This window comes from Bradyrhizobium sp. WYCCWR15520 (genome assembly GCF_056174665.1).
Genome location: NZ_JBWBWM010000025.1, coordinates 23,411 through 47,831, shown reverse-complemented (window position 1 = coordinate 47,831; position 24,421 = coordinate 23,411). Strand labels below are relative to the sequence as shown.

General features: G+C 62.0%; 29 protein-coding genes. 12 read left to right on the top strand and 17 right to left on the bottom strand.

Features of this window, described 5'->3' with window-relative positions:
• The first annotated feature begins 7 nt into the window (after positions 1 to 7).
• Complete coding sequence (locus AC0QUY_RS26855) at positions 8 to 787, top strand: NADP-dependent oxidoreductase (RefSeq protein ID WP_475389233.1); 780 nt, start codon at positions 8 to 10, stop codon at positions 785 to 787.
• Between the two features lie 5 nt (positions 788 to 792).
• Here the strand turns inward: AC0QUY_RS26855 and pgeF are convergent, their stop codons facing one another.
• Genes pgeF through AC0QUY_RS26835 form a run of 4 tightly spaced genes read right to left on the bottom strand, consistent with a single transcriptional unit; the run spans position 793 to position 4,285 of the window.
• On the bottom strand, positions 793 to 1,560 hold the full coding sequence (gene pgeF, locus AC0QUY_RS26850) for a peptidoglycan editing factor PgeF (protein WP_475389232.1): 768 nt from the start codon (positions 1,558 to 1,560) through the stop codon (positions 793 to 795).
• Entirely contained in the window at positions 1,557 to 2,684 is a 1,128-nt protein-coding gene (locus AC0QUY_RS26845) for a class I SAM-dependent methyltransferase (RefSeq protein WP_371419355.1), read from the bottom strand. Before AC0QUY_RS26845 ends, pgeF begins: the two co-directional genes overlap by 4 nt.
• Positions 2,685 to 2,692: 8 nt before the next feature.
• Positions 2,693 to 3,538 (bottom strand): prolipoprotein diacylglyceryl transferase, encoded by an 846-nt coding sequence (gene lgt / locus AC0QUY_RS26840; protein WP_475389230.1) that lies wholly within the window; start codon positions 3,536 to 3,538, stop codon positions 2,693 to 2,695.
• A 12-nt stretch (positions 3,539 to 3,550) separates the two neighbouring features.
• Positions 3,551 to 4,285, bottom strand: a complete 735-nt coding sequence (locus AC0QUY_RS26835; protein WP_161849709.1) for a dienelactone hydrolase family protein — start codon at positions 4,283 to 4,285, stop codon at positions 3,551 to 3,553.
• 186 nt (positions 4,286 to 4,471) lie between these two features.
• On the opposite strand from AC0QUY_RS26835, the gene AC0QUY_RS26830 reads away from it, so the two are divergent.
• The 4 genes from AC0QUY_RS26830 (at position 4,472) to ychF (ending at position 7,459) form a co-directional block, all read left to right on the top strand.
• Entirely contained in the window at positions 4,472 to 4,765 is a 294-nt protein-coding gene (locus AC0QUY_RS26830; RefSeq protein WP_161849708.1) for an accessory factor UbiK family protein, read from the top strand.
• Positions 4,766 to 4,948: 183 nt separating this feature from the next.
• Positions 4,949 to 5,668, top strand: a complete 720-nt coding sequence (locus tag AC0QUY_RS26825; RefSeq protein WP_161849707.1) for a 50S ribosomal protein L25/general stress protein Ctc — start codon at positions 4,949 to 4,951, stop codon at positions 5,666 to 5,668.
• 21 nt (positions 5,669 to 5,689) lie between these two features.
• Complete coding sequence (gene pth / locus AC0QUY_RS26820) at positions 5,690 to 6,301, top strand: aminoacyl-tRNA hydrolase (RefSeq protein ID WP_475389228.1); 612 nt, start codon at positions 5,690 to 5,692, stop codon at positions 6,299 to 6,301.
• A gap of 60 nt (positions 6,302 to 6,361) precedes the next feature.
• A complete protein-coding gene (ychF, locus tag AC0QUY_RS26815; RefSeq protein WP_475389227.1) occupies positions 6,362 to 7,459 on the top strand; it encodes a redox-regulated ATPase YchF in 1,098 nt (365 codons plus the stop codon).
• 131 nt (positions 7,460 to 7,590) lie between these two features.
• Here ychF and AC0QUY_RS26810 read toward each other — a convergent pair whose 3' ends face one another.
• Complete coding sequence (locus AC0QUY_RS26810) at positions 7,591 to 7,884, bottom strand: DUF4282 domain-containing protein (protein WP_028350758.1); 294 nt, start codon at positions 7,882 to 7,884, stop codon at positions 7,591 to 7,593.
• 202 nt (positions 7,885 to 8,086) lie between these two features.
• Between AC0QUY_RS26810 and AC0QUY_RS26805 the strand changes: the two genes are divergently transcribed.
• The 3 genes from AC0QUY_RS26805 (at position 8,087) to AC0QUY_RS26795 (ending at position 9,318) form a co-directional block, all read left to right on the top strand.
• A complete protein-coding gene (locus AC0QUY_RS26805; protein ID WP_475389225.1) occupies positions 8,087 to 8,548 on the top strand; it encodes a MaoC family dehydratase in 462 nt (153 codons plus the stop codon).
• 2 nt (positions 8,549 to 8,550) lie between these two features.
• The gene (locus AC0QUY_RS26800; RefSeq protein WP_161849703.1) at positions 8,551 to 9,057 is read left to right on the top strand and encodes a MaoC family dehydratase; all 507 of its coding nucleotides are present in this window, start codon (positions 8,551 to 8,553) and stop codon (positions 9,055 to 9,057) included.
• A gap of 117 nt (positions 9,058 to 9,174) precedes the next feature.
• Positions 9,175 to 9,318 carry a hypothetical protein gene (locus AC0QUY_RS26795; protein WP_475389224.1) on the top strand — a complete coding sequence of 48 codons (144 nt, stop codon included), beginning with the start codon at positions 9,175 to 9,177 and terminating at the stop codon, positions 9,316 to 9,318.
• A gap of 35 nt (positions 9,319 to 9,353) precedes the next feature.
• Here AC0QUY_RS26795 and AC0QUY_RS26790 read toward each other — a convergent pair whose 3' ends face one another.
• The 9 genes from AC0QUY_RS26790 to AC0QUY_RS26750 all read right to left on the bottom strand — a co-directional run bounded on the left by AC0QUY_RS26790 (position 9,354) and on the right by AC0QUY_RS26750 (position 16,232).
• Positions 9,354 to 9,491, bottom strand: coding sequence for a hypothetical protein (locus tag AC0QUY_RS26790; protein WP_475389223.1), 138 nt, complete (start codon positions 9,489 to 9,491; stop codon positions 9,354 to 9,356).
• Between the two features lie 156 nt (positions 9,492 to 9,647).
• On the bottom strand, positions 9,648 to 10,064 hold the full coding sequence (locus AC0QUY_RS26785) for a hypothetical protein (protein ID WP_161849701.1): 417 nt from the start codon (positions 10,062 to 10,064) through the stop codon (positions 9,648 to 9,650).
• Between the two features lie 184 nt (positions 10,065 to 10,248).
• On the bottom strand, positions 10,249 to 11,160 hold the full coding sequence (locus AC0QUY_RS26780) for a hypothetical protein (protein WP_246738406.1): 912 nt from the start codon (positions 11,158 to 11,160) through the stop codon (positions 10,249 to 10,251).
• Between the two features lie 91 nt (positions 11,161 to 11,251).
• Positions 11,252 to 11,686, bottom strand: a complete 435-nt coding sequence (locus AC0QUY_RS26775) for a nuclear transport factor 2 family protein (protein WP_161849700.1) — start codon at positions 11,684 to 11,686, stop codon at positions 11,252 to 11,254.
• Between the two features lie 171 nt (positions 11,687 to 11,857).
• Complete coding sequence (locus tag AC0QUY_RS26770; protein WP_161856186.1) at positions 11,858 to 12,124, bottom strand: hypothetical protein; 267 nt, start codon at positions 12,122 to 12,124, stop codon at positions 11,858 to 11,860.
• A gap of 162 nt (positions 12,125 to 12,286) precedes the next feature.
• Entirely contained in the window at positions 12,287 to 12,736 is a 450-nt protein-coding gene (locus tag AC0QUY_RS26765) for a nuclear transport factor 2 family protein (RefSeq protein WP_065753417.1), read from the bottom strand.
• Between the two features lie 253 nt (positions 12,737 to 12,989).
• Positions 12,990 to 13,811 (bottom strand): hypothetical protein, encoded by an 822-nt coding sequence (locus AC0QUY_RS26760; RefSeq protein WP_161849699.1) that lies wholly within the window; start codon positions 13,809 to 13,811, stop codon positions 12,990 to 12,992.
• Positions 13,812 to 15,087: 1,276 nt separating this feature from the next.
• Positions 15,088 to 15,765, bottom strand: coding sequence for a class I SAM-dependent methyltransferase (locus AC0QUY_RS26755; RefSeq protein ID WP_475389222.1), 678 nt, complete (start codon positions 15,763 to 15,765; stop codon positions 15,088 to 15,090).
• On the bottom strand, positions 15,762 to 16,232 hold the full coding sequence (locus tag AC0QUY_RS26750) for an Rrf2 family transcriptional regulator (protein WP_475389309.1): 471 nt from the start codon (positions 16,230 to 16,232) through the stop codon (positions 15,762 to 15,764). Before AC0QUY_RS26750 ends, AC0QUY_RS26755 begins: the two co-directional genes overlap by 4 nt.
• A gap of 573 nt (positions 16,233 to 16,805) precedes the next feature.
• On the opposite strand from AC0QUY_RS26750, the gene AC0QUY_RS26745 reads away from it, so the two are divergent.
• Positions 16,806 to 17,564, top strand: a complete 759-nt coding sequence (locus tag AC0QUY_RS26745; RefSeq protein WP_475389221.1) for a Crp/Fnr family transcriptional regulator — start codon at positions 16,806 to 16,808, stop codon at positions 17,562 to 17,564.
• 73 nt (positions 17,565 to 17,637) lie between these two features.
• Positions 17,638 to 18,435, top strand: a complete 798-nt coding sequence (locus AC0QUY_RS26740; RefSeq protein ID WP_475389220.1) for a hypothetical protein — start codon at positions 17,638 to 17,640, stop codon at positions 18,433 to 18,435.
• 232 nt (positions 18,436 to 18,667) lie between these two features.
• Here AC0QUY_RS26740 and AC0QUY_RS26735 read toward each other — a convergent pair whose 3' ends face one another.
• The gene (locus AC0QUY_RS26735; protein ID WP_475389219.1) at positions 18,668 to 20,008 is read right to left on the bottom strand and encodes an adenylate/guanylate cyclase domain-containing protein; all 1,341 of its coding nucleotides are present in this window, start codon (positions 20,006 to 20,008) and stop codon (positions 18,668 to 18,670) included.
• 437 nt (positions 20,009 to 20,445) lie between these two features.
• On the opposite strand from AC0QUY_RS26735, the gene AC0QUY_RS26730 reads away from it, so the two are divergent.
• Complete coding sequence (locus AC0QUY_RS26730; RefSeq protein ID WP_475389217.1) at positions 20,446 to 21,417, top strand: Bug family tripartite tricarboxylate transporter substrate binding protein; 972 nt, start codon at positions 20,446 to 20,448, stop codon at positions 21,415 to 21,417.
• Between the two features lie 58 nt (positions 21,418 to 21,475).
• On the opposite strand, the gene AC0QUY_RS26725 is transcribed toward AC0QUY_RS26730, so the two are convergent.
• Together AC0QUY_RS26725 and AC0QUY_RS26720 are read right to left on the bottom strand one after the other, a co-directional pair.
• Positions 21,476 to 22,690 carry an ABC transporter substrate-binding protein gene (locus AC0QUY_RS26725; protein WP_475389215.1) on the bottom strand — a complete coding sequence of 405 codons (1,215 nt, stop codon included), beginning with the start codon at positions 22,688 to 22,690 and terminating at the stop codon, positions 21,476 to 21,478.
• Between the two features lie 38 nt (positions 22,691 to 22,728).
• Positions 22,729 to 23,643 (bottom strand): alpha/beta fold hydrolase, encoded by a 915-nt coding sequence (locus tag AC0QUY_RS26720; protein WP_475389213.1) that lies wholly within the window; start codon positions 23,641 to 23,643, stop codon positions 22,729 to 22,731.
• A 186-nt stretch (positions 23,644 to 23,829) separates the two neighbouring features.
• On the opposite strand from AC0QUY_RS26720, the gene AC0QUY_RS26715 reads away from it, so the two are divergent.
• Complete coding sequence (locus AC0QUY_RS26715) at positions 23,830 to 24,318, top strand: MarR family winged helix-turn-helix transcriptional regulator (protein WP_475389212.1); 489 nt, start codon at positions 23,830 to 23,832, stop codon at positions 24,316 to 24,318.
• The last annotated feature ends 103 nt before the right edge of the window (positions 24,319 to 24,421 follow it).

Below are 24,421 nucleotides of genomic sequence, written 5' to 3'. Positions count from 1 at the left end.
GCTGTCGGTGGGGGCGCGTGCTGTCAGCTTCAAACCTGGGGATGCGGTCCATGCGCGCGCCTCGCGCGAGACCATCGGCACCTTTGCCGAAAAGATCGCGCTGCCGCAAGAATTCGTAGCCCGGAAGCCGGCCGCCATCTCGCATGCACAAGCCGCGGCGCTGCCGCTGGTGGGGCTGACGACGTTGCAGGGATTTGCGCGCGTCCAGGCGCGAGCCGGCCAGCGCATCCTGATCCATGCCGGCGCCGGTGGCATCGGTACTTTCGCGGTCCAGTACGCCAGCCATCTCGGCCTTCACGTCACCACGACCACGAGTTCGAAGAACGTCGACTTCGTCAAATCGCTCGGCGCCGACAGGGTCATTGCCTATGATCGCGAAAACTATCTTGAAGCGGGTGGCGATTACGACATCGTCTACGACACGCTCGGCGGCGCATTCACCGTCGACGCCTTCAAGGTGGTGAAGCGGGGCGGCGCCGTGATTTCGCTGAGTGGTCCGCCCGACCGCGATTTCGCCCGCCGCGAGGGCGCAGGCTGGCTGGTCCGCGCGGCGGTCTGGCTGATGAGCCGCAAGGTCTATGCCGCGAGCACTGAAGCCGGCGCGACCTATTGCTGGTTTTTCACCGAGCCGAGCGGCGATCAACTGCGCGAGATCGCCGGGCTCGTAGAGAGCGGTGCGATCAAGCCGGTGATCGATCGCGAATTTGCCTTCGAACAATTGCCGGCTGCGCTGACCTATCTTGAAGCAGGCCGGGCGCGCGGCAAGGTGGTGTTGAAGGTGAAGTAGGGGAATTACTCCGCTGCCAGCGCGATCGCGTGGACGTGGCGGCCGTAGTCCGGCTCCTTGCGATGCACCGAGCGGCGGTAGCTGTAGAAGCGCTCGTCGGAATAGGTGTCGACGCCGATGTCGTCGATCATCAGGATGCCGGCATTCTCCAGCCGCATGCGGATGAAGCCGGCGAGGTCGAACATGGCATGGCCTGATCGAGCCGAGGGGATGAAGAATACGCCATTCTCCGCGTCGGCATCAAGGAAGCGCTCGACGAATTCGCCGCCGACTTCATAGGAATGCTGGCGGATCAGCGGGCCGATGGCGGCGACGATGCCGGAGCGATCGGCGCCGAGTTTTTCCATCGCCTCGATGGTGGATTCCAGGACGCCGGTCAGTGCGCCCTTCCAGCCGGCATGTGCCGCGCCGATCACGCGTGCGCCGGCATCGGCAAGCAGGATCGGCCCGCAATCGGCGGCGTGGACGCCGATCGCGATGCCTTCGGTGCGGGTGACGAGCGCGTCGGCGCGCGGCTTGTCGCCTTGCCATGGCCCGGTCGCCACCACGACATCGGGTGAGTGGATCTGGTGCGCGCTGAGCAAGTGCTCGGGCGCAACGCCCATCTGCTCGGCCATCCGGCGGCGATTTTCCACGACATTGGCCGGATCGTCGTTCGAGCCGAGCCCGCCATTGAGGCCTTCATAAATTCCACTGGATATCCCGCCCTCGCGGGAGAAGAAGGCGTGGCGCAGGCCGGGAATGGCAGCGAGCAGCGGTGATCCGAACGTCATTCCGTTTCGTCTCCGGCGGCCTGCGGTTCGTCGCTGAGACCTGCGACCGAAGTGAGATTGGGCTCGGTGACCGCAATCACCTTGAACATCGATCCCATGCCGCCGCGGCCGCTGTCGGTCAGGCGCTTCAGCGCAGCGGAAATATCGGCAGAGACTTCCGCGGTGGTTTTTCCCATCAGCGTGACCGCCCGGGTCTCGATGCCGAGCCGCTTGAGGAATTCCCCCTGCGTCACCGGCCCGTGAACGCGCGCGCCGACGTCTTCGGCCGCGCGCGCCAGCGCCTGGAAATCGACATGGGCGGTGACGTCGGCCTGTCCCGGATTTTTCAGGGGATCGGCAAAGCTGTGGCGGGCAATCGCCTGGAAAGTATCACCGGCGTCGCTGCGCACATGCCCGTAATCGATGATCAGCGCCGCGCCGTCCTGGTCGCGCACCCGCGTCGCAATCTTCATCATCTCGTTGTCCGGCCGCCATTCGAACACGGCGCCGACAGGAGCCGCGCGCACCAGCGGCGGCAGCAACACCTCGAAGCGCGGTATTGGCTCGTCCGCGGCTGCGAATACCAGCTTGCCGTTGGCGTCGAGCTCGACAACGCGCTCGTGCCAGCCGGTCTCGCGCTTGACCACCTGATGGATCGGCAGCACGTCGAAATATTCGTTGGCGAGAATGACCGCGGGGCCCTCGGGCACGTCGTCGATGTTGTCATGCCAGGTGATGTTGCGCACGCCGGACAGCGTCGCTTGCTGCTTCTCGCGCAGCACCGGATTGACCTCGACGAGGTCGACGTGGAGCGATTGATAGAGCGGTGGCAGCACCCGGACCGCCCGCAGCACGTCCGCCATCATGGTGCCCCGGCCAGGACCAAGCTCGACCAGCCGCAGCGTCGGCGGTGAGCCGATCGCCTTCCAGACCGAGGCCGCCCACAGGCCGAGCAGTTCGCCGAACATCTGGCTGACCTCGGGTGCGGTGGTGAAATCGCCCTCGCGGCCCAGCGGATCGCGCGACACGTAATAGCCGTGCTCGGGATGCATCAGGCACAGCTCCATGTACCGCCAGACCGGCATCGGTCCTGACGATCTGATCAGCTTGTGGATCTCCGCCTGCAACGGTGAAAATTCGGTCACGGCCTGCCTTAAATCGACTTCTCTATATGCTGCGGCGTTCCGCGGCGCCATGCCATCATGATCAGGATGACCCCGGCAATGATCATCGGCACCGACAAAAGCATACCCATGGTCAGCCCGCCCCACAAAAATCCGAGCTGGGGATCGGGTTCACGGAAGAATTCGCTGGCGATGCGCGCAAGCGCGTAGATCGCAATGAAGCTGCCGAGGATCAGGCCCGGTCGCTTCAGGGCGCCCATCCGGACCATGATCGCCAGGACCGCAAACAGCAAGACGCCCTCGAGCGCCGCTTCGTAGAGCTGGCTTGGGTGGCGGAAGAGTTGCAACCGGTCGTCGGGAAAGACCATTCTCCAGGGCACGCTGGCATCCGCCTCTCGCCCCCACAGCTCACCCTTGATGAAGTTGGCGAGCCGTCCGAGGAATATTCCGATCGGAGCGACGGCGGTAGTGATGTCGCCGAGCGACAGGATGGAGATGTTGTTCTTGAGCGCAAACAGCATCACCGCCGCGACGCAGCCCAGAAAGCCGCCATGGAAGGACATGCCGCCTTCCCATAGTTTGAGAATGGCGGCAGGATTCTGGATGAAGAAGGCCGGGTTATAGAACAGCACATAGCCGGTGCGGCCGCCGATGATGATGCCGAGCGTGACCCAGAGAATGAAGTCGTCGAGCTGCACGGGCGCAATCGGCGCCGGCCCGTCCCACACTTTCTCGCTTCTGATCAGCGCGCGCGCATAGATCCATCCAAGCACGATGCCGCAGATATAGGCCAGCGCATACCATCGGATCGCGAGCGGTCCGATCGAAATGGCGACCGGATCGACTTCCGGAAAGGTAATGGTGAGGAAGGGCATCGTGCGGGATGTCTACTGCGCGAGGTTGCGGCGATAGAGCGCCAACAGCCGCTCCCAATGCCGCTCGGCGGCGTCGCGGTGATAGACCGGCCGCTTCGGGAAAGCGAAGCCGTGATGGGTGTCTGGAAAGATCTCGACCTCGTTCTTCGTTCCCTGCATTGCCTGCTTCAGCTTGTCGATGATCTCCTGCGGCGCGTAGATGTCGGTCTCGGCGCAGGCGAAATACAATTCGGCCTTGGTCTTCGATGCAGCCAGATGCGGGCTGTCGGTCTGGTCGGTCGCAAGATGGGTGCCGTAGATGGAAGCCGCCGCCTTCACGCGATCCGGAAACTGCGTCGCTGCGTTGACGGCGTAACGGCCGCTCATGCAGTAGCCGACGGTGCCGACGATCTTCGTGTTTGCTGCTTCTTGCGTCTCGGCGAAGGCGAGCAATGCCTTGGTGTCTTCCATCACCATGGGAATGTTGATGGAGTTCATGAAGCCGAACATCCGCTTCCGCTCGGGCGCCTCTGGATCCGGCGGGATCGGCCCCAGCTCCATGACGCCCGAACGGTAATACAGATTTGGCAGCATCACGTAATAACCCGACGTGCCGAGGCGGCGCGCCATGTCGCGCAGTTCCTCGCGGATCGCCGGCGCATCCATGTAGAAGATGATGACCGGGAAGGGCCCGCCGCGCTCGGGATGGGTGATGAAGGTCGTGGTCTTGCCGTCCTTGGTCGCAATATCGATCTGCTGGTCGATCATGGGCGTTTCTTTTTGCTTTGTGATTCTGGTGTCTGGCTGGGTGTTCGATACGATTGCAAGGAAACCGCAGCATGACAAGGCGAACGGCCGTCACGTCGGGCTTTGAACCGCGCTCTTGAACGTTACTCCCGGGATTGCCATTGTCTTGTCGTGACGATCAATTTGCAGCGACCGGAGCGTTTTAAGATGACCCAGACCAGCAATCGGTTTTTCGACGAGATCGGCCGTCTGATGAACGACGCCGCCGGCGCCGCGCAGGGCGTCAAGCGCGAGGTCGATACGGTCATGCGCAACCAGGCCGAGCGCATCCTGCGCGACCTCGATCTCGTCAAGCGCGAGGAGTTCGACGCGGTCAAGGACATGGCCCGCCTGGCGCGCGAGGAAAACGAGGCGCTCAAGAGCCGGATCGCGGCGCTGGAAGCCAAGCTCGGCATTTCGCCCGCGGTGCCGGATGCCGGCAGCACGCAGGCGGACGGGTAGGGGATTTCACCCTCCCTGGAGGGTGCAAACCCAAGAAAAATCCCTTCATTTCCTTGTCATTTCGTCGCTTTGGGGCTAAAAGCCCGCCACGTCCGCAGCCCCCGCACCCCTGGAGGCTTGCTGTGGGACGCCAACGGGCCGCGATGCGGCCTTTAACTTTTTAGAAAACAAGGACTTAGCACGATGGCGACCGTCAAGGAATTGAAGGCGACCGCGCGTCCGCAGAGCGGCAAGGGGGCCGCCCGGGCAGAGCGTCGCGCCGGGAGAGTGCCCGGAGTGATCTATGGCAACAACCAGCCCCCCGTGACCATTTCGGTCGACGACAAGGAACTGCGGCAGCGCATCCTGGCCGGCCGGTTCCTGACCACGCTGTTCGACATCGATCTCGAGGGCAAGAAGCACCGCGTGATTCCGCGCGACTTCCACCTCGATCCGGTGAAGGACTTCCCGCTACATGTCGACTTCCTGCGGCTGGGCGAAGGCGCCACCATCCGCGTCAGCGTTCCCCTGCACGTCGTCAACGGCGAAACCTCGCCCGGCGTCAAGCGTGGCGGCACTGTCAACATCGTCACCCACACCATCGATCTCGAATGCTCGGTCGATAACATCCCGCAGTACCTCGAAGCCGACGTCGGCGCGCTGGAAATCAGCTACTCGCTGCATCTCTCCGACATCAAGCTGCCGACCGGCGTGAAGGCGCTGTCGCGTGAAGACGCGACGCTGGTGACCATCGTGCCGCCGTCCGGCTATGCTGAAGAGCAGAAGGCTGCGGCGGCTGCTGCGGCTGCCGGCACGGCTGCTCCGGCGGCGGGTGCCGCTCCTGCTGCCGCCGCGCCTGCGGCGGGTGCTGCAGCTCCGGCGGCGGCCGCCAAGGCGCCGGCGGGCGGCGACAAGAAGAAGTAAGCAGCGGCAGGGTGCCGCGTCATGCGCCTGTTTGTCGGTCTCGGTAACCCCGGTTCGAAATACGCGAACAACCGGCACAATATCGGGTTCATGGCCGTCGATGAAATTGCGCGGCGTCACGGTTTCGCACCGTGGCGCCGCCGTTTTCAGGGCGAGACTTCCGAAGGCACGCTCGATCGCGAGAAGGTCGTTCTGCTTCGGCCGACCACCTACATGAACGAGTCCGGGCGCGCGGTTCAGGAAGCTGCGAATTTCTTCAAGCTCGGTGCTTCCGATGTCACCGTGTTTCAGGACGAACTCGAACTGCCGCCGGCAAAAGTGCGCGTCAAGGTCGGCGGCGGTATCGCCGGCCACAATGGGCTGCGCTCGATCTCCTCGCATATCGGCAACGACTATCGCCGGGTGCGGCTCGGGATCGGTCATCCCGGCATCAAGGAAATGGTGCACAGCCACGTGTTGTCGGACTTTGCGAAGAGTGACCGGGCCTGGGTGGAAGCCTTGTGCGCGGCGGTGGCCGACAATGCCGGCTTGCTGGCGGCAGGGCACGACTCCTCGTTTGCGAACAAGGTGCATCTGGCGCTGCAGGCCAAGGGAATTTTCGAGAAGGATGGCAGCGGAGACAAGCCGGCTTGATCTCGCAACCGTCACGGCGAACAAGCCCGGCCATGACGACAGAACAGTTTTGAGGACACGATGGGATTCAAATGCGGTATCGTCGGCCTGCCCAATGTCGGCAAGTCGACGCTGTTCAACGCGCTGACGGAGACGGCAGCGGCGCAGGCGGCGAATTATCCGTTCTGCACGATCGAGCCGAATGTCGGCGAGGTCGCGGTGCCGGATCCCCGACTCGACAAGCTCTCCGATATCGCCAAGTCCGCGCAGATCATTCCGACGCGGCTTACCTTCGTCGATATCGCCGGCCTCGTCCGTGGCGCCTCCAAGGGCGAAGGCCTCGGCAACCAGTTCCTCGCCACCATCCGAGAGGTCGACGCGGTCGCGCATGTGGTGCGGTGTTTCGAGGATTCCGACATCACTCATGTCGAAGGCAAGATCGCGCCGCTGGCCGATATCGAAACCATCGAAACCGAGCTGATGCTTGCCGACCTCGACAGCCTGGAAAAGCGGGTCGATAATCTGGCGAAGAAGGCCAAGGGCAACGACAAGGACGCCAAGGAGGCACTCGATCTCGTCAATCGCGCCCTGGTGCTGCTGCGCGACGGCAAGCCTGCGCGCTTTCTCGAGCGCAAGCCGGAAGAAGAGCGTGCCTTCGGCATGCTCGGCCTCCTGACGTCGAAGCCAGTGCTTTACGTCTGCAACGTCGAGGAAGGTTCGGCCAAGGAAGGCAACAGCTTTTCGAAGCAGGTGTTCGAGCACGCCAAGAACGAAGGCGCGGTCGCGGTGGTGATCTCGGCCAAGATCGAATCCGAGATCGCGACCCTGTCACGCGAGGAGCGCGCCGAGTTTCTCGATACCCTCGGCCTGGAAGAGGCCGGCCTCGACCGCCTGATCCGCGCCGGCTACCAGTTGCTCGACCTCATCACTTATTTCACCGTGGGCCCGAAGGAGGCCCGCGCCTGGACTATTCATCGCGGCACCAAGGCGCCCGCGGCGGCCGGCGTCATCCATACCGATTTCGAAAAGGGCTTCATCCGGGCCGAGACCATCGCCTATCCCGACTACGTCGCGCTGAGCGGCGAAGCCGGCGCCCGCGATGCCGGCAAGCTCCGGCTGGAGGGCAAGGAATATGTCGTCGCCGACGGCGACGTGATGCATTTCAGGTTTAATACCTGAGATATTGGCTGTCGCAGAGGCAGATCCGTATGGTGGGCAAAGGCGCGTCGCGCCGCGCCCACCATCTTTCCAGCAGCGCGAGAGAAATGGTGGGCACGCTACGCGTTGCCCACCCTACAATTCCCCCATGCTTACCGCATCCCGCCCTGATCGCGGATTGCTCCGAGATGCTCGTTGATGCGGAAGACGATCAGGATGAACTCCGCGGCGATGCGCGAAAACACCACGCCGACCACGACGCCGGCGATCGAGGACAACAGCAGGATGAAGCCGCCGAACGGGCTGACCGCCATCGCTGCAAGCGCCGAAAAGATCCCGGAGAGGCCGAACAGCACGATCAAGCCGATGACCAGCCAGTAGAAAGTCTTGATGATCGTGGGCGTAATGAAACGATCCCACTGAAACAGATCCTGAAAATCGAACATCGGTGGCCCTCCCCGGCGAGTCAAATAAGCTGGTCCCCAGATAACACAGGGCTAGCCCCGAAAATTGCTTCGGGCAAGCCAAGGTCGAGACCGCGGACGGCACTCTTTCCCGGCGAACGAGCCATGCGAGTGGGCGGGTTGAGATTGCCGCAAATAACGGCCACATTCGGGCTTGCCCACAGCCAATCCCCAATTCCCAGACATGACCACGCTGACCTTCGAAGACTTCAAGCCCGGCCATTTCGGCACGTTCGGACCGCGCCATGTCACGCGCGAGGAGATTTTGGCCTTCGCCGCCGAATACGACCCGCAGCCGATGCATCTGGACGAGGAGGCGGCCAACGCATCCATGCTGAAGGGGCTGTCCGGTTCGGGCTGGCATCTCGGCTCGCTGATGATGCGAATGCTGTTCGACGGCTTCATCGGCCGCACCGCCTCGCTCGGCTCGCCCGGTGTCAATGAAATGCGCTGGCTGGCGCCGCTGCGCCCGGGTGACGACCTGATGCTGGATGTCGACGTCGCGGAGGCCAGGATTTCGAAGAGCCGCCCCGAGACGGGCATCGTGACCTTCAAGGGCACGATCCGCAATGCGGCAGGCGTCGTGCTGTGCGAGATGGAGTCGCCGATCATCGTGCGTCGGCGTCTCGAGGCGGGAGCGGAGTAGCGATGCGCTTCTTTGAGGATATCGAGATCGGCGCCCGGCGCGAGTTCGGCTCGTTTACCTTTACCGCCGACGACATCAAGCGGTTTGCTGCGCAGTTCGATCCGCAGCGCTTTCACCTCGATGAGGAGGAGGGGCGCAAATCCCTGTTCGGGGGATTGGCCGCATCGGGCTGGCACGTTGCGGCGGTGTGCATGAAGCTGCTGGTCGCCGACGGCAAGCGTCTGTCGGCGGAAGCCGCCGCGCGCGGCGAGAGGGTCGCGGTATGGGGGCCGTCGCCGGGTTTTCGCGAACTGCGCTGGATCAGGCCGGTGTTGGCAGGCGATACCGTCAGCTTCTCCAACCAGGTCGAAACCAAGCGGACCTCGGAGAAGCGTCCCGAATGGGGCATCCTCCAGGCCCGCAATACCGGCATCAATCAGCGCGGCGAAGCCGTGTTCTCGTTCCTCGCCACCGCCTTCGTGCCGCGGCGGGGTGGGATTTCAGGGGACCGTCCGGGGCAACATGGTTAGCCAATTGTTTCGTTAGTGTTTCGTCATCCATGACTCCGCGAAACCGATTTTTTGCTAACGCAATTTGAACTTTCTGCCTGCCATAAGCGTCTCAGGGGAAGTACCGAGGGGATGAACATGGCAGATCGCAGCAGCCTGAAATTCGTCGGCTTTGTCTTCGCAACCGTCACGCTGGCGGTGATGCTGACCGCCACCATGGTGGTGAAGTCCTACGCCGACGGCGTCTACACGATCGAGGAAGCCTCGTTCGTTCGTCAGTAATTGCGGATGGATAGTCGTGAACGCTGACGAAAAGTTCAGCGGCTCCAGATAAGCGTCATTGCCACGACCGCGAGCGTCAGCAGTCCGACGAAGCGGATCACGAGCGTGCCCATGCTATGGGACGATTGCCGCAACGGCATTGAATCGACGTTGTCTGGCCGAACGTTTTGCATGGCCGGTGTGTCCTCAAAAAGATGCCTGTCGCCACGTGACGACAGCCGTACTTGGACGCGACCGTGCTTATAAAGTTCAGATCGAACACAGCCAAACAAAACCGCCGCGCTCCGGTACGGAACGCGGCGGAGTGTTAGATTTTTGCAACGATCAGATCAGGCGTTGCGCAGACCGTCGGCGGCGCGCTTCCACTGCGTGACGTTGTCGGCGATCATGCGCGTCGACTTCATCGCCGCCTGGCTGAGCTGGGCGTAGCCCGAGATCTCGCGCTGAACGCGCTGGCCTTCGGCATGAAGGAGGTCGCGGAGGCTTTCGAGTTCGGAAATCAGCTTCTCGATTTCCGCCAGCGAGGTGCCGGCGACGCGCTGGATCAGCGAATTGACGTTGTTGACGGTGGCTTCCGCATTGGCGTCGAGCGGCGCGGTGTCCGGAGCGACTGCGGGGCGGCGCAGATAGGCGATATCGTTGCGAACGAAATCGCGGATGCCGGCCTCGACTTCGGAGACGGCGGCGAGATCGCTGTCGACCTCCGTGTTTGCATCAGTCTGTTCGGAACGATTGGTAGCGTTCATCGGCTATTCCTCTGTTTCGCTTTCAGGCGAGCGCGGACAGTCCCCCGCACGACGAAGTGGAGCGGGTCCCATCTGTCCCGCCGATTTTGACCGCATCTTGGCCAATCTGCGGCAATGGTCGTTCATTCTCCGGCGTTAACCTTAAGGGGCTGAAAACCCTAGCCAAATCGGCCGATTTCACTCCTTACCAGCTCCGCCTGAAGCCTGCGCTGAGGCTCTTGCTGGCAACGCCCGAGGGCGTTTCGCCGATCGAGCCGGAGATGGTGACGCCGTCGAACAGCTTCTGCTCGGCGCCGACCTTGCGCAGCCACCTGTCATCGGAGGTCGACAGGGTCTGGCCAGCAAGGAAGCTGGTGCCGGTATCGGCGATGCTGAGCCGTGCCGACTGGTCGGTCTCGTAGCTGCGGGACGGATGGCTGACGATGCCGGGCACCGGCACGATGCCCTGCTGGATCAGGTTGTAGTCGTTTCGTAGCGTCAGCGAATATTGCTCGCTGATCGGCAGCGACTTGCTTAAGGAGGTGCCGAGCTTGCTCTGCTCGGACCCGGGATCGACGCGGGCTTCGACTGCGGTCTTGTCCCAGATCGAGGCCACGCCGGGAGCGGTGATCGCCGCCCAGGCGCTGCCGGACGATTGCGGCAGGCTGCCGCCATTGGCCAGCCGTTCCGAAAGCAGTTCGGACGTCGTCGCCGTGCCTTGCCGGGCGACCGTCATGTCGGCGCCGATGCGCGTATCCCAGAACGGCGAGATCGATTGCTTGACCGACACCGCGGAAGTGCCGTTCGCCCTTTCATTGGCGGACCATGAAGCGTCGGCGCTGGCCGCGCCTTTCGACGAGCTGCTTCCTTTCGCCGCCAGGTCCATCAGGGTCGATGCATCGACATTGAGCTGGCTCCAGTCGAGTTTATCGACGTCGATGTCCTTCATGATGTCGACGTCGTTGACGCTGGGAGCCGCAGGCGCCTGCTCGACCTCTTCAGCCTCCTGCGTCTCCGGTTCGTCGTCCGCCGGCGGCGTTTGCGCCGCGGCCGCCAGCATCGCAGCCAAACTTACGCCGGCCACCAGCATTGGCAGCCGCGCCCAGCCAAATCGCATTTTCGGAATCATTGCCCGCCCGCATTCCAAGTCGCGCCCAGAATGCGTTCGCTCTGTTGCGAAATTATGGCGGGTGCAGCGAACGACCGAACTAAACCGCCATCCGCGGCAGGTTGATCGGATAGCCCACGGTCTGCTCGACCAGGTCGAAGGTGTCGACCAGCACACGGAAGTTGGTCAGGCGGCCGGCCTTGAACTGGGCGAAATGGGCGATGCGCAGGCTGATCGGCTTGTTCGAATCCAGCGCGGTCAGCGAATAGCGCATCATCGAGGCGGCCGAGTCCACGCCCAGCATGATCGATTCGCGGTCGAAGCGGTGGACGCGGAAATTGTCGGCGATCTGCCTGATGACATCGATCACGGCGGCCTTGCCGCGGCGCGAGCCGAAGAACGGATACATGTCAATCGGTCCATAGATCGCCCAGTCGACGTCTTCGTCGAGCACGGCTTCGAGATCGGCAGGCTGGCGTTCATTGATCGCGCGATGCAACGCGCGCGAAAAACGCCAGAGACTATGCTCTGTCATTTTGATCTGGTCCTTGGAACTGGAATTAAAAACGGCAAGCGCGCCAACGGAGCGTCTTCATCGATGCCGGGCCGAAATGCCGAACTTCACTGTTGCAGCCAGAAATAGAGTAGTTCGGCCAAAACGCAATTGCCGTTTCTGCATTGCACAAATGCGGCGGTTTAGGCCGCTTTAGCGGTCGTGGCGACGCACCGGCTCGCGTTCGATGGCGATCTCGGCGTCGCGGATGGCGATGATGCCGAACAGCAGGGCACCGCCGATACCGCCGATTGCGGCCCCCAGCGGCATGAAGGTGAAGAACACCAGCATCCCGCTATAGCCTTCAAAACTCGTGGTTCTGAAGATTTCCACCCAGACCAGACCCGCCCCGATGCCCAGTGCCGCGCCTCCCAGCGCCCCCAACGCCAAACCAAGCAAAGCCAGCAACGCGATTTTCATATCTTCATCTGGTCCGGAACAAGCCTTGTGGTGTGTCACGTTGAACGCGATGAGGTTCAAGGGTGCCGGGAAAATGAGCGGTGCGGATGTGCTGCCTGTTGATGCGTCATTGCGCGACGGGCCATCAGGGATCCGCGTCGCTGGTCCGAGTGAACGACCGCGCTAGATCGGGTCGGGCCGCCGGCCGGTCAGGATCGCGGCGATGTCGCGCTCGAGCAGTTGCTGGACCAGGTCGAAGGTGTCGATGATTTCCCTGATGTGGCTGATCTTGCCGTCGCGCAGCGTGTAGAAGCCGGCGATGTCGAACTGCACCATGCGTTGATTGATGTTCTTGCGGAAGAACACGCGGATGAACGCGGCCGCTTTGTCGCCCTCGGTGACCAGCATCGGCACCTCGCAGCGCAGCTCGGAATAGCGGGCGCGCACCGCATTCCACATCTCGCGCAGCTCGGCCTTGCCGCGGCGATGACCCATATGCGGAAGGATGTCGATCGGGGCGTTGGCGAGGGATTCGCAATCGTCGGTGCAGCGCTCCAGCGCGGCTTCGACGTCGCCGGAATACAGGACGTTGAGGAAATCCAGCACGCGCTGGCGATTCGATCCCTCGGTCATTCGCCCACCTACCTGTGTTCGAGCCGGCTTTCGCGGGCCGTATCCATTGTGAACGGAACGGCACGACCAACAATCGGCAAAAGGACTTAAAGTATTCTGAAAGGGCTTTGACGCGCCTGCCCGGCGAAAGGTTCAACGGCGGCTGCACAACGCCGGCCTGCGGTAGGCCATCACCGTTGCGCGGCGGGGCGGCTCCCGCGGCGGCGCTCGCAATGCCGGCGACGCTATTTTCGGGTAACCATAGCGGCTCATGTTACCGCTTGGCGAACTCTGCTTCCGGCACGGCCTTGCTGGTGGTGAGGTCAATCACGAACCTCGCTTTCTTCTCGTGTCCGGGCGGGACATAGGCCTCGCCGGGCCCAAGCTCGCCAAAGAGCTGCTTCGGCTTCGGAAAGCCCTTGGTGCATGCGGTCTCGATGGTCGCCTTGTCGGCATGGGCGATCTCGACGGCAACCGTATCGGGCGCTGGTCCGGCGCCGAGCCTGGCGAAGCCGAAATATTTCGACGTCTCCTTGCACTCGACGACGTTGGATCCGTAGGCGCCGACCGCGTCCTCTCCGGTCACGAAATAGTTCAGGGACATATCGATCGTCTTGTTGAAGTCGCGGGTGAACACCATTTCGGCGACGCCGGATTCGAGATGGCCTTGCCCGATATGGCCGGTGATGCAGATCAACCGGTCCTGCTTGTCATTGCGCGCAAGCGTGATGCAATCGTTGACCTGAAAGCCCGGCTGATATCCGTTGAAGATGGCGGCGCCATCCTTCTGCTCGAAGATCACGGAGCCGCCGAAATCATTGGCGTGCGCTTCGCAGCCGCTCTCGTAATTGACGACGAGAAGCGTGCTGCCGTCGGCGAGGAATTTGCCGCTGTAACGATCCGGCCGCAGCTTGACGTCGCACCGCTTGCCGCCGGGATATGCCTTGGCCCGCCTGCAGGCCGATCCCTTGATGTCAGCGGCATCGCAGAATGTCGCGAGCAATGGCCGGTCGGCGTTCGGCGCCTTGTCCTTGGTTTGCGCGAAGGCCGGTGGGCTCACGAGTGCGAGCAGGATTGCCGCGCGGATTGTTTTCAAGAGAGTCTCCCGTGGTGGCCTTTTGTTCGTCACTAGACAGGTTTTTGTGGCAGACGACAATGCGCGGATTCGAATGTCAAACAGCCATCAACGCTCGCTCCGCGTCATTGCGAGGAGCGCAGCGACGAAGCAATCCATGGCTCTGCGTGCTCGGAGAGATGGATTGCTTCGCTCCGCTCGCAATGACGGTGGACACATCTCCACATTCTCGCGGCGCATTGCCCCCGAGTTTTGCGATCTGCGTTGCCCTCGAAAATCGAAGAGGGCGCAGGGAAGGCCGGGTGCCCATGACACCCGCAGTCGTGCGCACAGGGGTGCACACGGCGGACTGCAGGTGCGCCGGAACACCCGGCCTTCCCTGCGCAATGGTTTTAACGGTTTATAGCGCGCTCTTCCCGGAGCCGAATTCCTTTGGCCTCCGTCGCTGACGAATTGACGATCGATCGAAGCCCGGTTGTGACAGATCAATCTCCGCCAGCTTGACACCAGCCACGGGTGCCAGAACCACACGCCTTTGCCGTCCGCGGCTTCCCCCGCCAGAATGTTTCGATTGGCCCGCATGCTGCCAAATCAAAGTTCTGGCGAAGGCGTTTAAGCGCCGTTCGTCGCGCACCGTTCGATCGCTCACAGGACAAAGCCCGCCCTGCGATTACTGGCGCGCCCGACGCTGCCGCGTCCACCGCATCCCGCGCCCAACGTCCGTGACGATCGCGATACGCCCCTCCAGCGGGTGCGGGATGGCGGGAGTTGTAGGAGTGATTTGGGGTAATCGCGAAGCGGAATATTTTTGCAAGGACGACTGGACCAAGCCATGCCTGATTTGCCTGACAAGCCACGCAATCTCTAGTGGTTCTTTCACGAGCTGAGGCACAGGCGTTAGCAGCAATCGCTCTGCAGGTACGGCAATCGCTCTGGCGCGGTCGCTGCTCCGATCCGATAGATCATCACAGTGCCCAAATCCAACCGGACGGAGAAAAAAGATGATCTGGAAAAGCATCGTCAGCCCCCGTGCGATCGCACCCGCTTGTGCGCGCTGGACCGCAATATCTGGTTTTGCCCGCAAGACGGCCGAGACAGCTTCCGACTTCGCCAGCGTCGCTCACAACCTGGTTATGGACGTACGCGATAGCTACCGGCCCGAGCTGCACTACATGCGGGGCCCCGGCCCGAAATGGCGCGCCAAGCATCGGCCCTGGCCAAGATCCCGGTGATGGAGGCCGGCCACGCGCTCTGGAGGGCACATTGGCCAACGCCTCTGTGCCGGCGACGGACAGAGCTATTCGGCGTAGGCGACCCAGCCTCTGATGCTCAATCCTGCATAGAACAGGCTAGCATTCGAAAATCCGGCAAGGCGGAGCATGGCCACGTCTTCTTCGGGCGACAGGATTGTTAGTCCGTTGCTGATTGCTTGGCGGGCTCTCTTGGCATCGGCCGGTTCTAATCCATTCGACAGGCCATACGCGACATGACGGTCTATCCATATCGACCGCTCAGGCTCAGTTTGCGGGAAGCTGAGATGGACCAGGACGAAGGGTGCACCGACTCTCAACCGACGCCGCATTTGCTTTAAGGTTTCGAGGCGTTGGTCATGAGGGATGAAATGGAAAGTCAAAATGGATGTGGCAGCATCGAAAGGCCCGCCGGGAGCGTCGTCAATGTAGCCTCGATGAAACCGCATGCGTGCAGCGTGCGGCCCCGCCACTTGAACGGCCAGACGAAGCATTTCGCTGGAGGGATCCACCCCGTCGAATGACCATCCTGGATGCGCTTCCGCCATCGCCTTGAGCTCCTGGCCGCCCCCAGCACCCAAGACCAGCACGCGGCCATCCTGTGGGGTTCGCTCTGCGAGTAGCAGTGACACCATGCGGTGCAAGCTCGAATAACCCGGAACTTGTCGTGGTGGGCCTTCAGCGTAAGAGCTGGCGGCGCGTGCGTCAAAGAGAGGTGGCTTCACGCTGAGCCTCCGTGAATTTTCTCCACGTCGAGAGCGTCACGGCGTTGTTTAACCCGCAATTGAAGGTCGGCGTTGAGCTTGGAAAGGGTTATTTCGCCAAACCGGGTCATCAGCCTCTGCTCAGCCTCCAGGAAGGCTTGGTTCAGGTTGGCGTTGACGGCTTTCTCCACCAAACAGTCCGGCGCGTCGGATCGATTGCCGAAGGCAAACAAGGCCGGCTTGCCGAGCGCCAGGTAAATGTCGAGCATCGTCACCTTCGAAAGATTGCAAGCAAGCGTCCAGCCGCCGCCATGCCCTTTCTCGGACTGAACAAATCCTCGATCGCGTAGACCAGCCATTGTCCGACGAAGCACAACAGGATTGGTGCGCATAGCCTTCGCAAGAACCTCCGAGGTTGCGGGTGTATCTTGTCGGGCCATGTGCAGAAGGACGTGGAGCACGTCCGATAAACGACTGTCTCTTCTCATGTAACATATGTTGTTACATGATGGATTGAGTGTCAAGCTGTCCGACAGACCGCTGGTGACGCGGATGCTCAACATTGAAGTCGGGCAAATACGAATGTCCGGAAAGGGTCCCAAATGCCGGCGTCGGCTATGGGGCCAAAGGCGGAAGTCGTCGATCACTTCGGCTCACAACCGACCTATCCACCACCGCCCGTCTTGCCGAGGTACTTTGCAGGCGAGCGAGCGTCGCAATGGCACCTGGAAGCACATCATGACGACCCCGGCACCCCAGTGTCGCGCTGTAAGATGCTGCCAGAGTGCAGTCTGCTCCCGTAGGTTCCCCAACTCCGCTCAGAGCCGAAGCCAACTGTTCTTATCGTCGGCAACCTGCATCCTAGTCCCCGAAAGATGATCGCCATTAGCGACCTTTACCGGCCCAGCGGGTTGCGGTAGTGAGTGAATGTTGCATCCAAGAGGTAATTTCCAAGCCAGCACAATGAAGGTCGATTTGGTATCGCCGCAGCACAGACAACGCAGCCGCCAAAGACATTGCAGGAGAGCTGCGCGTTCTGCTGACAGAAGGAGTCCCCGGTGATGGGGCGTCCTGCCAATGGCGGTAATCGTCTCCTAGCTGCGTTGCCGCCGGCGGACCTCGCGTTGCTCAGCCCTCATCTCCAGAAGGTCTCGCTTGAACAGGATGCCGTGGTCGTGCGGTCGGGAGATCGACGCGAGCATGTTTACTTTCCCCACAGCGGGGCCATTTCCTTCATGCTCGACATGCCGAACGGAGCAACGATTGCAACCGCGGTGATCGGGCGCGAGGGAGCCCTTGGCGCTCTATCGGTCCTGGGGCCCTCCCGTTCTTCCGTGACCGCGGTCGTGCGGGTAGGCGGCACCGCATCCCAGATTTCCGTATCGCGGTTTCATGCTGCCTACATGAGAAGCAGCGCCATCAGAGACGTGGTTCAGGCGCACACGGGGTGGATTCTATCGCAGCTCCAGCACGTCGCAGCCTGTAATGGGTTGCACCCGGTCGAGACCCGCCTGGCCCGTTGGCTGCTTGAGCTGCACGATCGCAGCGAGGGCCCCGTCATGTCAGTCACGCAGGAGACGCTTTCGCAATTGCTTGGAGTGCGACGAACGACCGTGACACAGATGGTTGCCAAACTCCGTGCCGTGGGTGCTATCAGATCCGATCGGCGGGGCTTGATCGAAATTGACAGGCCGCGGCTCGAGGAAGCTACCTGCGAATGCTATAGCATCATGCGCCATGAGACCGATCGGATCCTCCCGGATGAAGCCGAGACGCCGCGCCTGCATTTTCCGTCAGCCGGCAAGTCTCACGGTGGATGATCGTTTCGAGTTTGGGGCTTGCTGGACTGTATCGGCCGCGTCTGCCGCGATTGTCGCGAGGCGCTGAGAACCGGTGACGCCGGAGGCGCGGAAATTCACGAAGGGGTTGGGCGTGCTTTCAAAACTCAAAAATCTGGCCACAGGTGCCATGAAAAGCGTCAGCGGACAGTTCGCGAACGCCTCCACGGCAATTGCCGACCTAGCCGCCAGTCTTGCTAACCGCGCCGCAGCGGCCGCTGATCTGGGCCGCATTCTCGATATCATAGAAATGGTTCCGGGCGTAAGTTTCGACAAACCCGAGCTCGATGCCGACTATCTCAATACGTTGCTGGCTGCGGTGCAGATGGGCCAGCTTACGCTGGCCGTGCATTACCGCCAGCAAACCGAAGCCAGCGTCGTGCGCTTGCATCCCATCGCACCTGTGCAGGCCAATGCACTAGCCGGCTCGGACAATAAGTTCTCCTCAAAGATCCTGGTCGACGGTGAAAGCGACAAACCTGCCATCCAGATGCTGATGAACACGGAGCATTTGGCGGAAAACTATCGGCAAGTTTCCGCCGATACGCTGATCAACGCATTGGCCTTCCCGATCGAAAATGTCAAAGGCGGTTTCATCATCGCCAAACCGTTTCGTGCGATCGCGCGACCCATCGCAGGCTGGCTGCTCAACATTATTTTCGACCAGGGCGAAAAATTGCACCGGCGCTTCCTCGGCAATCGCGGCAAAGATCAACCCCAACTACCTTCGCCACCTGCGGACGAGGAACAAACCGACGCGCCGCGTGCAAGGACGTCGGAAGGTGGCGACGTCCAAGCTCGGGGCTCCGATCGAACCATCGGCAACCAGCCGCGGAATGATAGCGCGAATTGAATGAGCACAGTTGAGAGCAGCGCACCATTGATCACTGCCAGCGCCAAACCGAATTCGGTTAGACGTCGCTAAGGAGAGGCGCCTTCCGCAATGGGTCAAAAGGCGCGGTCGGAGTTGGTCTGCGCCACTTCCGTTGTGCCCACGATAACGGATATGGACGATCTTGCTCGTCACGTCCGAAACGGCCAAAAGCGATCGTTCGTTGCTCTGACCGCATGGCGGATGAAGCGTGCTAGGTCGTCAACGCACGGAACAGACGCCATTTGTCGGGCACGCCTTTGAGAATGTGACGGCCGCGCTCTTCAAACGTCAATCCGGAGCCTGCGACGAGATCGCGAACCGTCTGTGAGACCAGAACTTCACCCGGGGCCGCCAGCGCCGCTACACGCGCGCCAATATGCACGGCAATGCCAACAATATCGTGAGCGACGAATTCGCACTCACCGGTATGCAAGCCGCAACGAACCTTCAGATCGAGTGGGCGCACTGCATCGCCGATTGCGCTGGCGCAACGCACGGCGCGCGCAGGACCGTCGAACGTGGCCAGGAAACCGTCGCCGGCGGTGTTGACTTCGCGACCTCGATATTGGCCGAGCACGCCCCGAGCTTTGGCATAGAACGCGTCGAGCAGCACGTGCCAGGCGCCGTCGCCGAGAGCGGAGGCACGTTCCGTCGATCCCGCGATGTCGACGAACAGCACTGTCGCAAGCACCCTGTCCGGCTCCGCCGCTTGCCGATGCCCGGTGACGAACTCTTCGACCTCGTTGATAATTGCATCCTGATCGCCAACCCAAAGCATATGGTCCTGACCGGTGAGCTCAATCAGTTTGGCGCCAGGGATCTGCTGCGCCATGTAGCGCGCATGCCTGACGTCAAGCACGCGCTCATCGGTGCGGTGCAAAATCAAGGTCGGTACACGCGTAACGGGCAGGATATCTCTGACATCGATCTCCCGGTTCATGCGCAAGACCGCAGATGCCGCGCCGGGGCTTGCTGAGGCCCTGAAGTAGGCGGCGATCTGCTCAAGTGCCTGCTTGTTGCCGGCAAGGCTGGGCGCCCACATCAGCAAACTCATTGCATCTGCCGAGCCCCAGTGGCGCTCAATGTCGTCGAGGAAAGCGCTCCATTGCGCATCGGTCCATGCGAATGTGTAGTCAGGCGCCCACGAGCGTCGCGCATAGGTGCCATAGAGCACCAGAGCCGACGTGCGCTCGGGATATGTCGCTGCATAGAGCAGCGACATCGGACCGCCCTCGGACACGCCAAACAAGGTGGCCCGCTGGGAGCCAACCTGGTCAAGCACCGCCTGCACGTCGTGCATCCGCTGTTCAAGCGTGAAGATCTGGGAGCCGCGATCAGACATTCCGGTGCCGCGCTTGTCGAACGTGATGACCCGCGCAAACGTCGCAAGCTTGCGAAAAAAGGAGGCGCGCGCCGGCGATTGCCAAAGCGCTTCAACATTTGAGACAAAACCCGGGACGAACAGCAGGTCGCGCGGACCGTCGCCAATCACCTGATAGGCAATATGGACGTCGTCACTTTTGACGTAGTGAGTGGCCGGGATGTCAGCCATGTTGGCCTACTGCGTGACAAACCGCGCGGCGCAATTTTCGCACCTCATTTCGCGTCAGGCTAGCGAAATCCGGAAGAAAATTTGACGGGCTCGGACTCCCGCCACCCTTGGGTACCGCAACGGTTAGGGGAACCCGGGTGATGCAAGGTGCGGCCGCGATATTCGCTTATGCTTCATGGAGCGGTCGGCTCGTCAGCTTTGTAAAGTTGCGGACTGATGAGGTGCAACTTGGCTCTCAATTCATGCCTTTCGCCGGCCGTGCAACCGATGTAGCCTGATCAGGAGCTGCAGAGCGGGACGTGCCGAAGTCCCTTTTATTTAGCCGCAGCGCTCATGCCGTCGGCAGGCGCGCATCAAAATTAAACTGACGTCTGAGTGTGTGCGGGTCCCATGCGGCTCCGCAGGGCTTCGCATCCCAACAGTTCGGGGAGGCCGCAATGAAACTTCCGCGCCGTCAATTCCTGCATCTGGCAGTGGCCGCTTCCACGCTCCCAATATCATCCCGGTTCGCGTTCGCGCAGAGTTATCCGACCCGACCGGTGCATCTGCTCGAAGGCTTTGGCGCCGGCGGAGCGCCCGACGTCGTCGCGCGATTGATCGGTCAATCGCTGTCGGAGCGACTTGGACAGTCATTTGTCATCGAGAACCGCAGCGGCGCTACCGGCAACATCGCAACCGAGGCGGTGGTGCGAGCATCGCCGGACGGTTACACGCTGCTGTTGGTCAGCGCAGGAAATGCGATAAATGCGACAATGTTCAAACTTGGCTTCGACGTCACCCGCGACATCGCGCCGATCGCAGGTATCGTTCGTGTGCCCTTGGTCATGGAGGTCCACCCGTCGGTTCCCGCCAGGTCAGTCGCGGAGTTCATCGCCTACGCGAAGGCCAATCCCGGCAAGGTCAATATGGCGTCAGCCGGGATCGGATCGCTGCCCCACGTGGCGGGCGAAATGTTCAAAACGATGGCCGGCGTCGATCTCTTTCACGTGCCCTATCGGGGCGCGCAGGTATTTCCTGGCCTTCTCACCGGCGAAGCACAGGTCTATTTCGGCCCGCTGCTCTCATCGATCGAATATATCAGGGCCGGCAATTTCCGCGCCTTGGCGGTGACGACCGTGGCGCGCTCGCCAATATTGCCGGACGTTCCAGCTCTGGGCGAAACCTTGCCCGGCTACGAGGCAAGTGCATGGTACGGCATTGGCGGTCCAAAGCGCACGCCGGAAGAAGTCATCGAAAAACTGAACAGGGAAATCAACGTCAGCATCGCCGATCCAAAATTCCAGGCGCGGCTTGCCAATCTGGGCGGCACAGCTCTTGGCGGGTCGTCCGCTGACTTCGGCAAGCTGATCTCTGACGAAGTCAAGAAGTGGAGCAGGGTGATTCTGGCGGCTAATATGAAGCGAGAGTGAACAGCAGGGGGCTGCGCACCCGCCTCTCGCGAAACAAGCGCGACATCGGACTAGGGGATCAGCGGTTCGCGTTGCCGACAAGAGGGCACTTGCTCGCCGAGAGCGGCCACACGGTCTCCTCGGGAGGAATTTTGCGGAGGATCTCGAAATAGTCCCAGGGATGCTTCGAGTCCGAAGGCTTCTTCACCCGGACGAGATACATGGTGCGGGTGATGCGGCCGTCCTCGCGGATAACAGCGTCTTCGGAGAAAACGTCCTCGATCGGAATGCTCCGCATCGCGGCCGCGACCTGATCGGCATCGTCGGTGCCGGCGCGGGCGACGGCCTTGAGGTAGTGGCGCACCGCGCCGTAGACGCCGGCGTGCAGCATCGAAGGCATCATGCCGGTCCTCGCCATGAACTGCTTCGACCATGCGCGCGTCGCGTCATTCATGTCCCAGTAGGATGACGTCGTCAGGTATGTGCCTTGCGCAGCCTTGAGCCCGAGCGCGTGCACGTCCTGGAGAAACAGGATCAGTGCAGCGAGACTTTGCCCGCCCTGCACGAGCCCGAACTCGCCCGCCTGCCGCATCGCGGTGACGGTGTCGTTGCCGGCATTGGCGAGGCCGACCACCTTGGCGCCCGAAGCTTGCGCGCTGAGCAGGAATGACGAGAAGTCCGACGTGTTGAGCGGATGGCGCGCGGCGCCCAGCACCTTGCCGCCGGCCGCGGTGATGACCGCGGTAGCATCGTTCTGGAGCTGATGCCCGAAGGCGTAGTCCGAAGCCAGAAAGAACCAGGACGTGCCGCCGTTCTTGACGACGGCAGAGGCGGTCCCGTGCGACACCGCATAGGTGTCGTAGGTCCAGTGGAAGCCGAAAGGAGAGCACTGCTCATTGGTCAATGCGGTCGTGCCGGCGCCGGAATAGAGAACGATCCTTTTCTTCTCGCGCGCCAGGCCCTGGATCGCGAGCGCGACGCCCGAATTCGGCACGTCCACGATGGTATCGACGCCTTCGACATCGAACCAGCGGCGGGCGATCGCCGAGCCGACATCCGCCTTGTGCTGATGATCGGCGGAGATGACCTCCACCGGCTTGCCGAGGATCGTGCCACCGATCTCCCGCACGGCCATCTCGGCGGCGACCAGCGAACCCTTGCCGGTGATGTCGGCGGTGACGCCCGCCATGTCGGTCAAGACGCCGATCCGGATGACATCGCCACTGATCTGGGCCTGAGCTGCGAGGGGAAGCATCAGGACGAGAAGCGCACTGCCGAGGACATTCCATCTCATTCCTTGTTTCCTCTAATCCGTATTTCGCGTGATGGCCGTCAGCGCTCGACCGCATCGAGCCAGGCAAGGACGATTGCGGCGAGTTCATCGCTGTTGTCTTCGATCATCATCATGTGGCCATTGCCGTTGATGCCGCGGTCCGGAAGCCAGATGAATTCGGCGCCGAGATAGGCGGCGGTTCGCTCGTCGACCTCGCGCGGATGGCGCGGATCAGATTCCCCGGTCACGATCAGGATAGGCGTGCCGCGCAGGTTCTTCGGATCATCGATCTTGAGCCCGCGGCCCCCGATGTTGAAACGTTCGTTGAGGATGCGTGGGCTTTCCGGCACGATCGAAGCGCAATAGCGTTCGAATGCGGGCTTTGGGAAACGCGGCGCGTTCGCCCAGGAGGCGGCGGCAAAATCGGCGCTCAGCCATACCGGCCTGTCTTCGGCCGCATAGACCGGACGACCGGCGCTTGCATCGTCGCGCAGCGCAAGGATGGCGGCCGGATTCTCGGGCAGATCCTTCAGCAGATTGGCCGGCGGGCCGGGTGCGATACCGACAACCGCGCTGACAAGGTCGGGCCGCCGCTCTGCCATCCACCAGGCCATCGGGCCGCTCGCCGAATGCACGAGGAGCACGGCCGAGCCGATCTCCTCCAGGAGCGCCAGCAGCGATGTCGCGACATCTTCAGTTCCAAGCCGCGGGAAGTCCGGCCGCTGCGGCGAGCGGCCATGGCCCGGCCAGTCCGGCACGAACACGTGCCGGCCGGCGGCCGCGAAGTGGTCCGCCCATCCAGCCCTCAGATCAGGCGTTGCCAGATAGCAGCTGCCGGTGTGGCCGCCGCCGTGCACCGCCACGATCGGAAGTTTGCCCGCGCCGTGAGGCGGCCGCACGTGATCGACATAGACCGGATGCGCTTGCGTGCCCGAGTAGAAGCACCGGGATCCGTGTCCATCCAACGCGCCCATGATCTTCCGCCGAGCCGGGCTCCCTGTTATGCCGATCTTCCACGGCCAGCGCCGGCCGTTCCTGTGGGTTGGCCGCGATTTAAGATGACCCGAATCGGAAAAGCAAATAGAAAGTCACATATGAGACCAATAAAGTCACATATGAGACCATTCGGGAAAGCCGGCAGGGGCAGCGCGTCCGCGCGAATGGCGCAGGAACGGGAGGCAAACGGGATCGCCGCCGTGCGTGGCGGCACCGAGATCAAGATCGCCTACAAGATGGGCTATGTGCTGAACTTCTACCGGGAGCCGTCGTTTCGGAAGATCGAGATGGAGCTTGGCCTGACCCGGCCGGAGATCGTCACCCTGATCTTCCTGAATTTCCGCGAGGGCGTCACCGCGAGCGACATCTGCGAGTTCTCGGGCCACCTCAAGGCCAATATCAGCCGCGGGATCATTGCGCTGGAGAAGAAGAAGCTGTTGCGCCGCGATGCCGACAGGTCAGACAATCGCCGGCAGCTATTGTTCATGACGCCGGCCGGCCGGGCGCTTTACGCGCAATACATCCCGGCTTTGCGCGAGCGGGAGCAGGCGATGCTGGCTTGCCTGACGCGAGCCGAGCGCAGGGAGTTCGAACGGCTCCTCGACAAGCTTGCGGATCATGTGCCGCACTGGGCCGCTCTCGACGAGCTGTAACGCTGAGGCTCCAGGGAGGAATGGAAGGCGTCGATCTTCGACGGTCTGCCCGCGCCTGGCGCGTGCCGAACACGAAATGCACAGCCGTCCATTGCGCGAAGCG

Coding starts and splice junctions, on each gene's coding strand:
- AC0QUY_RS26790 (WP_475389223.1), bottom strand. CDS start 9,491: ATGCAAAACGTTCGGCCAGACAACGTCGATTCAATGCCGTTGCGGCAA.
- AC0QUY_RS26780 (WP_246738406.1), bottom strand. CDS start 11,160: ATGCGATTTGGCTGGGCGCGGCTGCCAATGCTGGTGGCCGGCGTAAGT.
- AC0QUY_RS26775 (WP_161849700.1), bottom strand. CDS start 11,686: ATGACAGAGCATAGTCTCTGGCGTTTTTCGCGCGCGTTGCATCGCGCG.
- AC0QUY_RS26800 (WP_161849703.1), top strand. CDS start 8,551: ATGCGCTTCTTTGAGGATATCGAGATCGGCGCCCGGCGCGAGTTCGGC.
- ychF (WP_475389227.1), top strand. CDS start 6,362: ATGGGATTCAAATGCGGTATCGTCGGCCTGCCCAATGTCGGCAAGTCG.
- AC0QUY_RS26835 (WP_161849709.1), bottom strand. CDS start 4,285: ATGATCGACCAGCAGATCGATATTGCGACCAAGGACGGCAAGACCACG.
- AC0QUY_RS26795 (WP_475389224.1), top strand. CDS start 9,175: ATGGCAGATCGCAGCAGCCTGAAATTCGTCGGCTTTGTCTTCGCAACC.
- lgt (WP_475389230.1), bottom strand. CDS start 3,538: ATGCCCTTCCTCACCATTACCTTTCCGGAAGTCGATCCGGTCGCCATT.
- AC0QUY_RS26765 (WP_065753417.1), bottom strand. CDS start 12,736: ATGACCGAGGGATCGAATCGCCAGCGCGTGCTGGATTTCCTCAACGTC.
- AC0QUY_RS26725 (WP_475389215.1), bottom strand. CDS start 22,690: ATGAGATGGAATGTCCTCGGCAGTGCGCTTCTCGTCCTGATGCTTCCC.
- AC0QUY_RS26715 (WP_475389212.1), top strand. CDS start 23,830: ATGGCGCAGGAACGGGAGGCAAACGGGATCGCCGCCGTGCGTGGCGGC.
- AC0QUY_RS26810 (WP_028350758.1), bottom strand. CDS start 7,884: ATGTTCGATTTTCAGGATCTGTTTCAGTGGGATCGTTTCATTACGCCC.
- AC0QUY_RS26720 (WP_475389213.1), bottom strand. CDS start 23,643: ATGGGCGCGTTGGATGGACACGGATCCCGGTGCTTCTACTCGGGCACG.
- AC0QUY_RS26825 (WP_161849707.1), top strand. CDS start 4,949: ATGGCGACCGTCAAGGAATTGAAGGCGACCGCGCGTCCGCAGAGCGGC.
- AC0QUY_RS26785 (WP_161849701.1), bottom strand. CDS start 10,064: ATGAACGCTACCAATCGTTCCGAACAGACTGATGCAAACACGGAGGTC.
- AC0QUY_RS26830 (WP_161849708.1), top strand. CDS start 4,472: ATGACCCAGACCAGCAATCGGTTTTTCGACGAGATCGGCCGTCTGATG.
- AC0QUY_RS26750 (WP_475389309.1), bottom strand. CDS start 16,232: ATGAGAAGAGACAGTCGTTTATCGGACGTGCTCCACGTCCTTCTGCAC.
- AC0QUY_RS26745 (WP_475389221.1), top strand. CDS start 16,806: ATGGGGCGTCCTGCCAATGGCGGTAATCGTCTCCTAGCTGCGTTGCCG.
- AC0QUY_RS26805 (WP_475389225.1), top strand. CDS start 8,087: ATGACCACGCTGACCTTCGAAGACTTCAAGCCCGGCCATTTCGGCACG.
- AC0QUY_RS26730 (WP_475389217.1), top strand. CDS start 20,446: ATGAAACTTCCGCGCCGTCAATTCCTGCATCTGGCAGTGGCCGCTTCC.
- pgeF (WP_475389232.1), bottom strand. CDS start 1,560: ATGACGTTCGGATCACCGCTGCTCGCTGCCATTCCCGGCCTGCGCCAC.
- pth (WP_475389228.1), top strand. CDS start 5,690: ATGCGCCTGTTTGTCGGTCTCGGTAACCCCGGTTCGAAATACGCGAAC.
- AC0QUY_RS26770 (WP_161856186.1), bottom strand. CDS start 12,124: ATGAAAATCGCGTTGCTGGCTTTGCTTGGTTTGGCGTTGGGGGCGCTG.
- AC0QUY_RS26735 (WP_475389219.1), bottom strand. CDS start 20,008: ATGGCTGACATCCCGGCCACTCACTACGTCAAAAGTGACGACGTCCAT.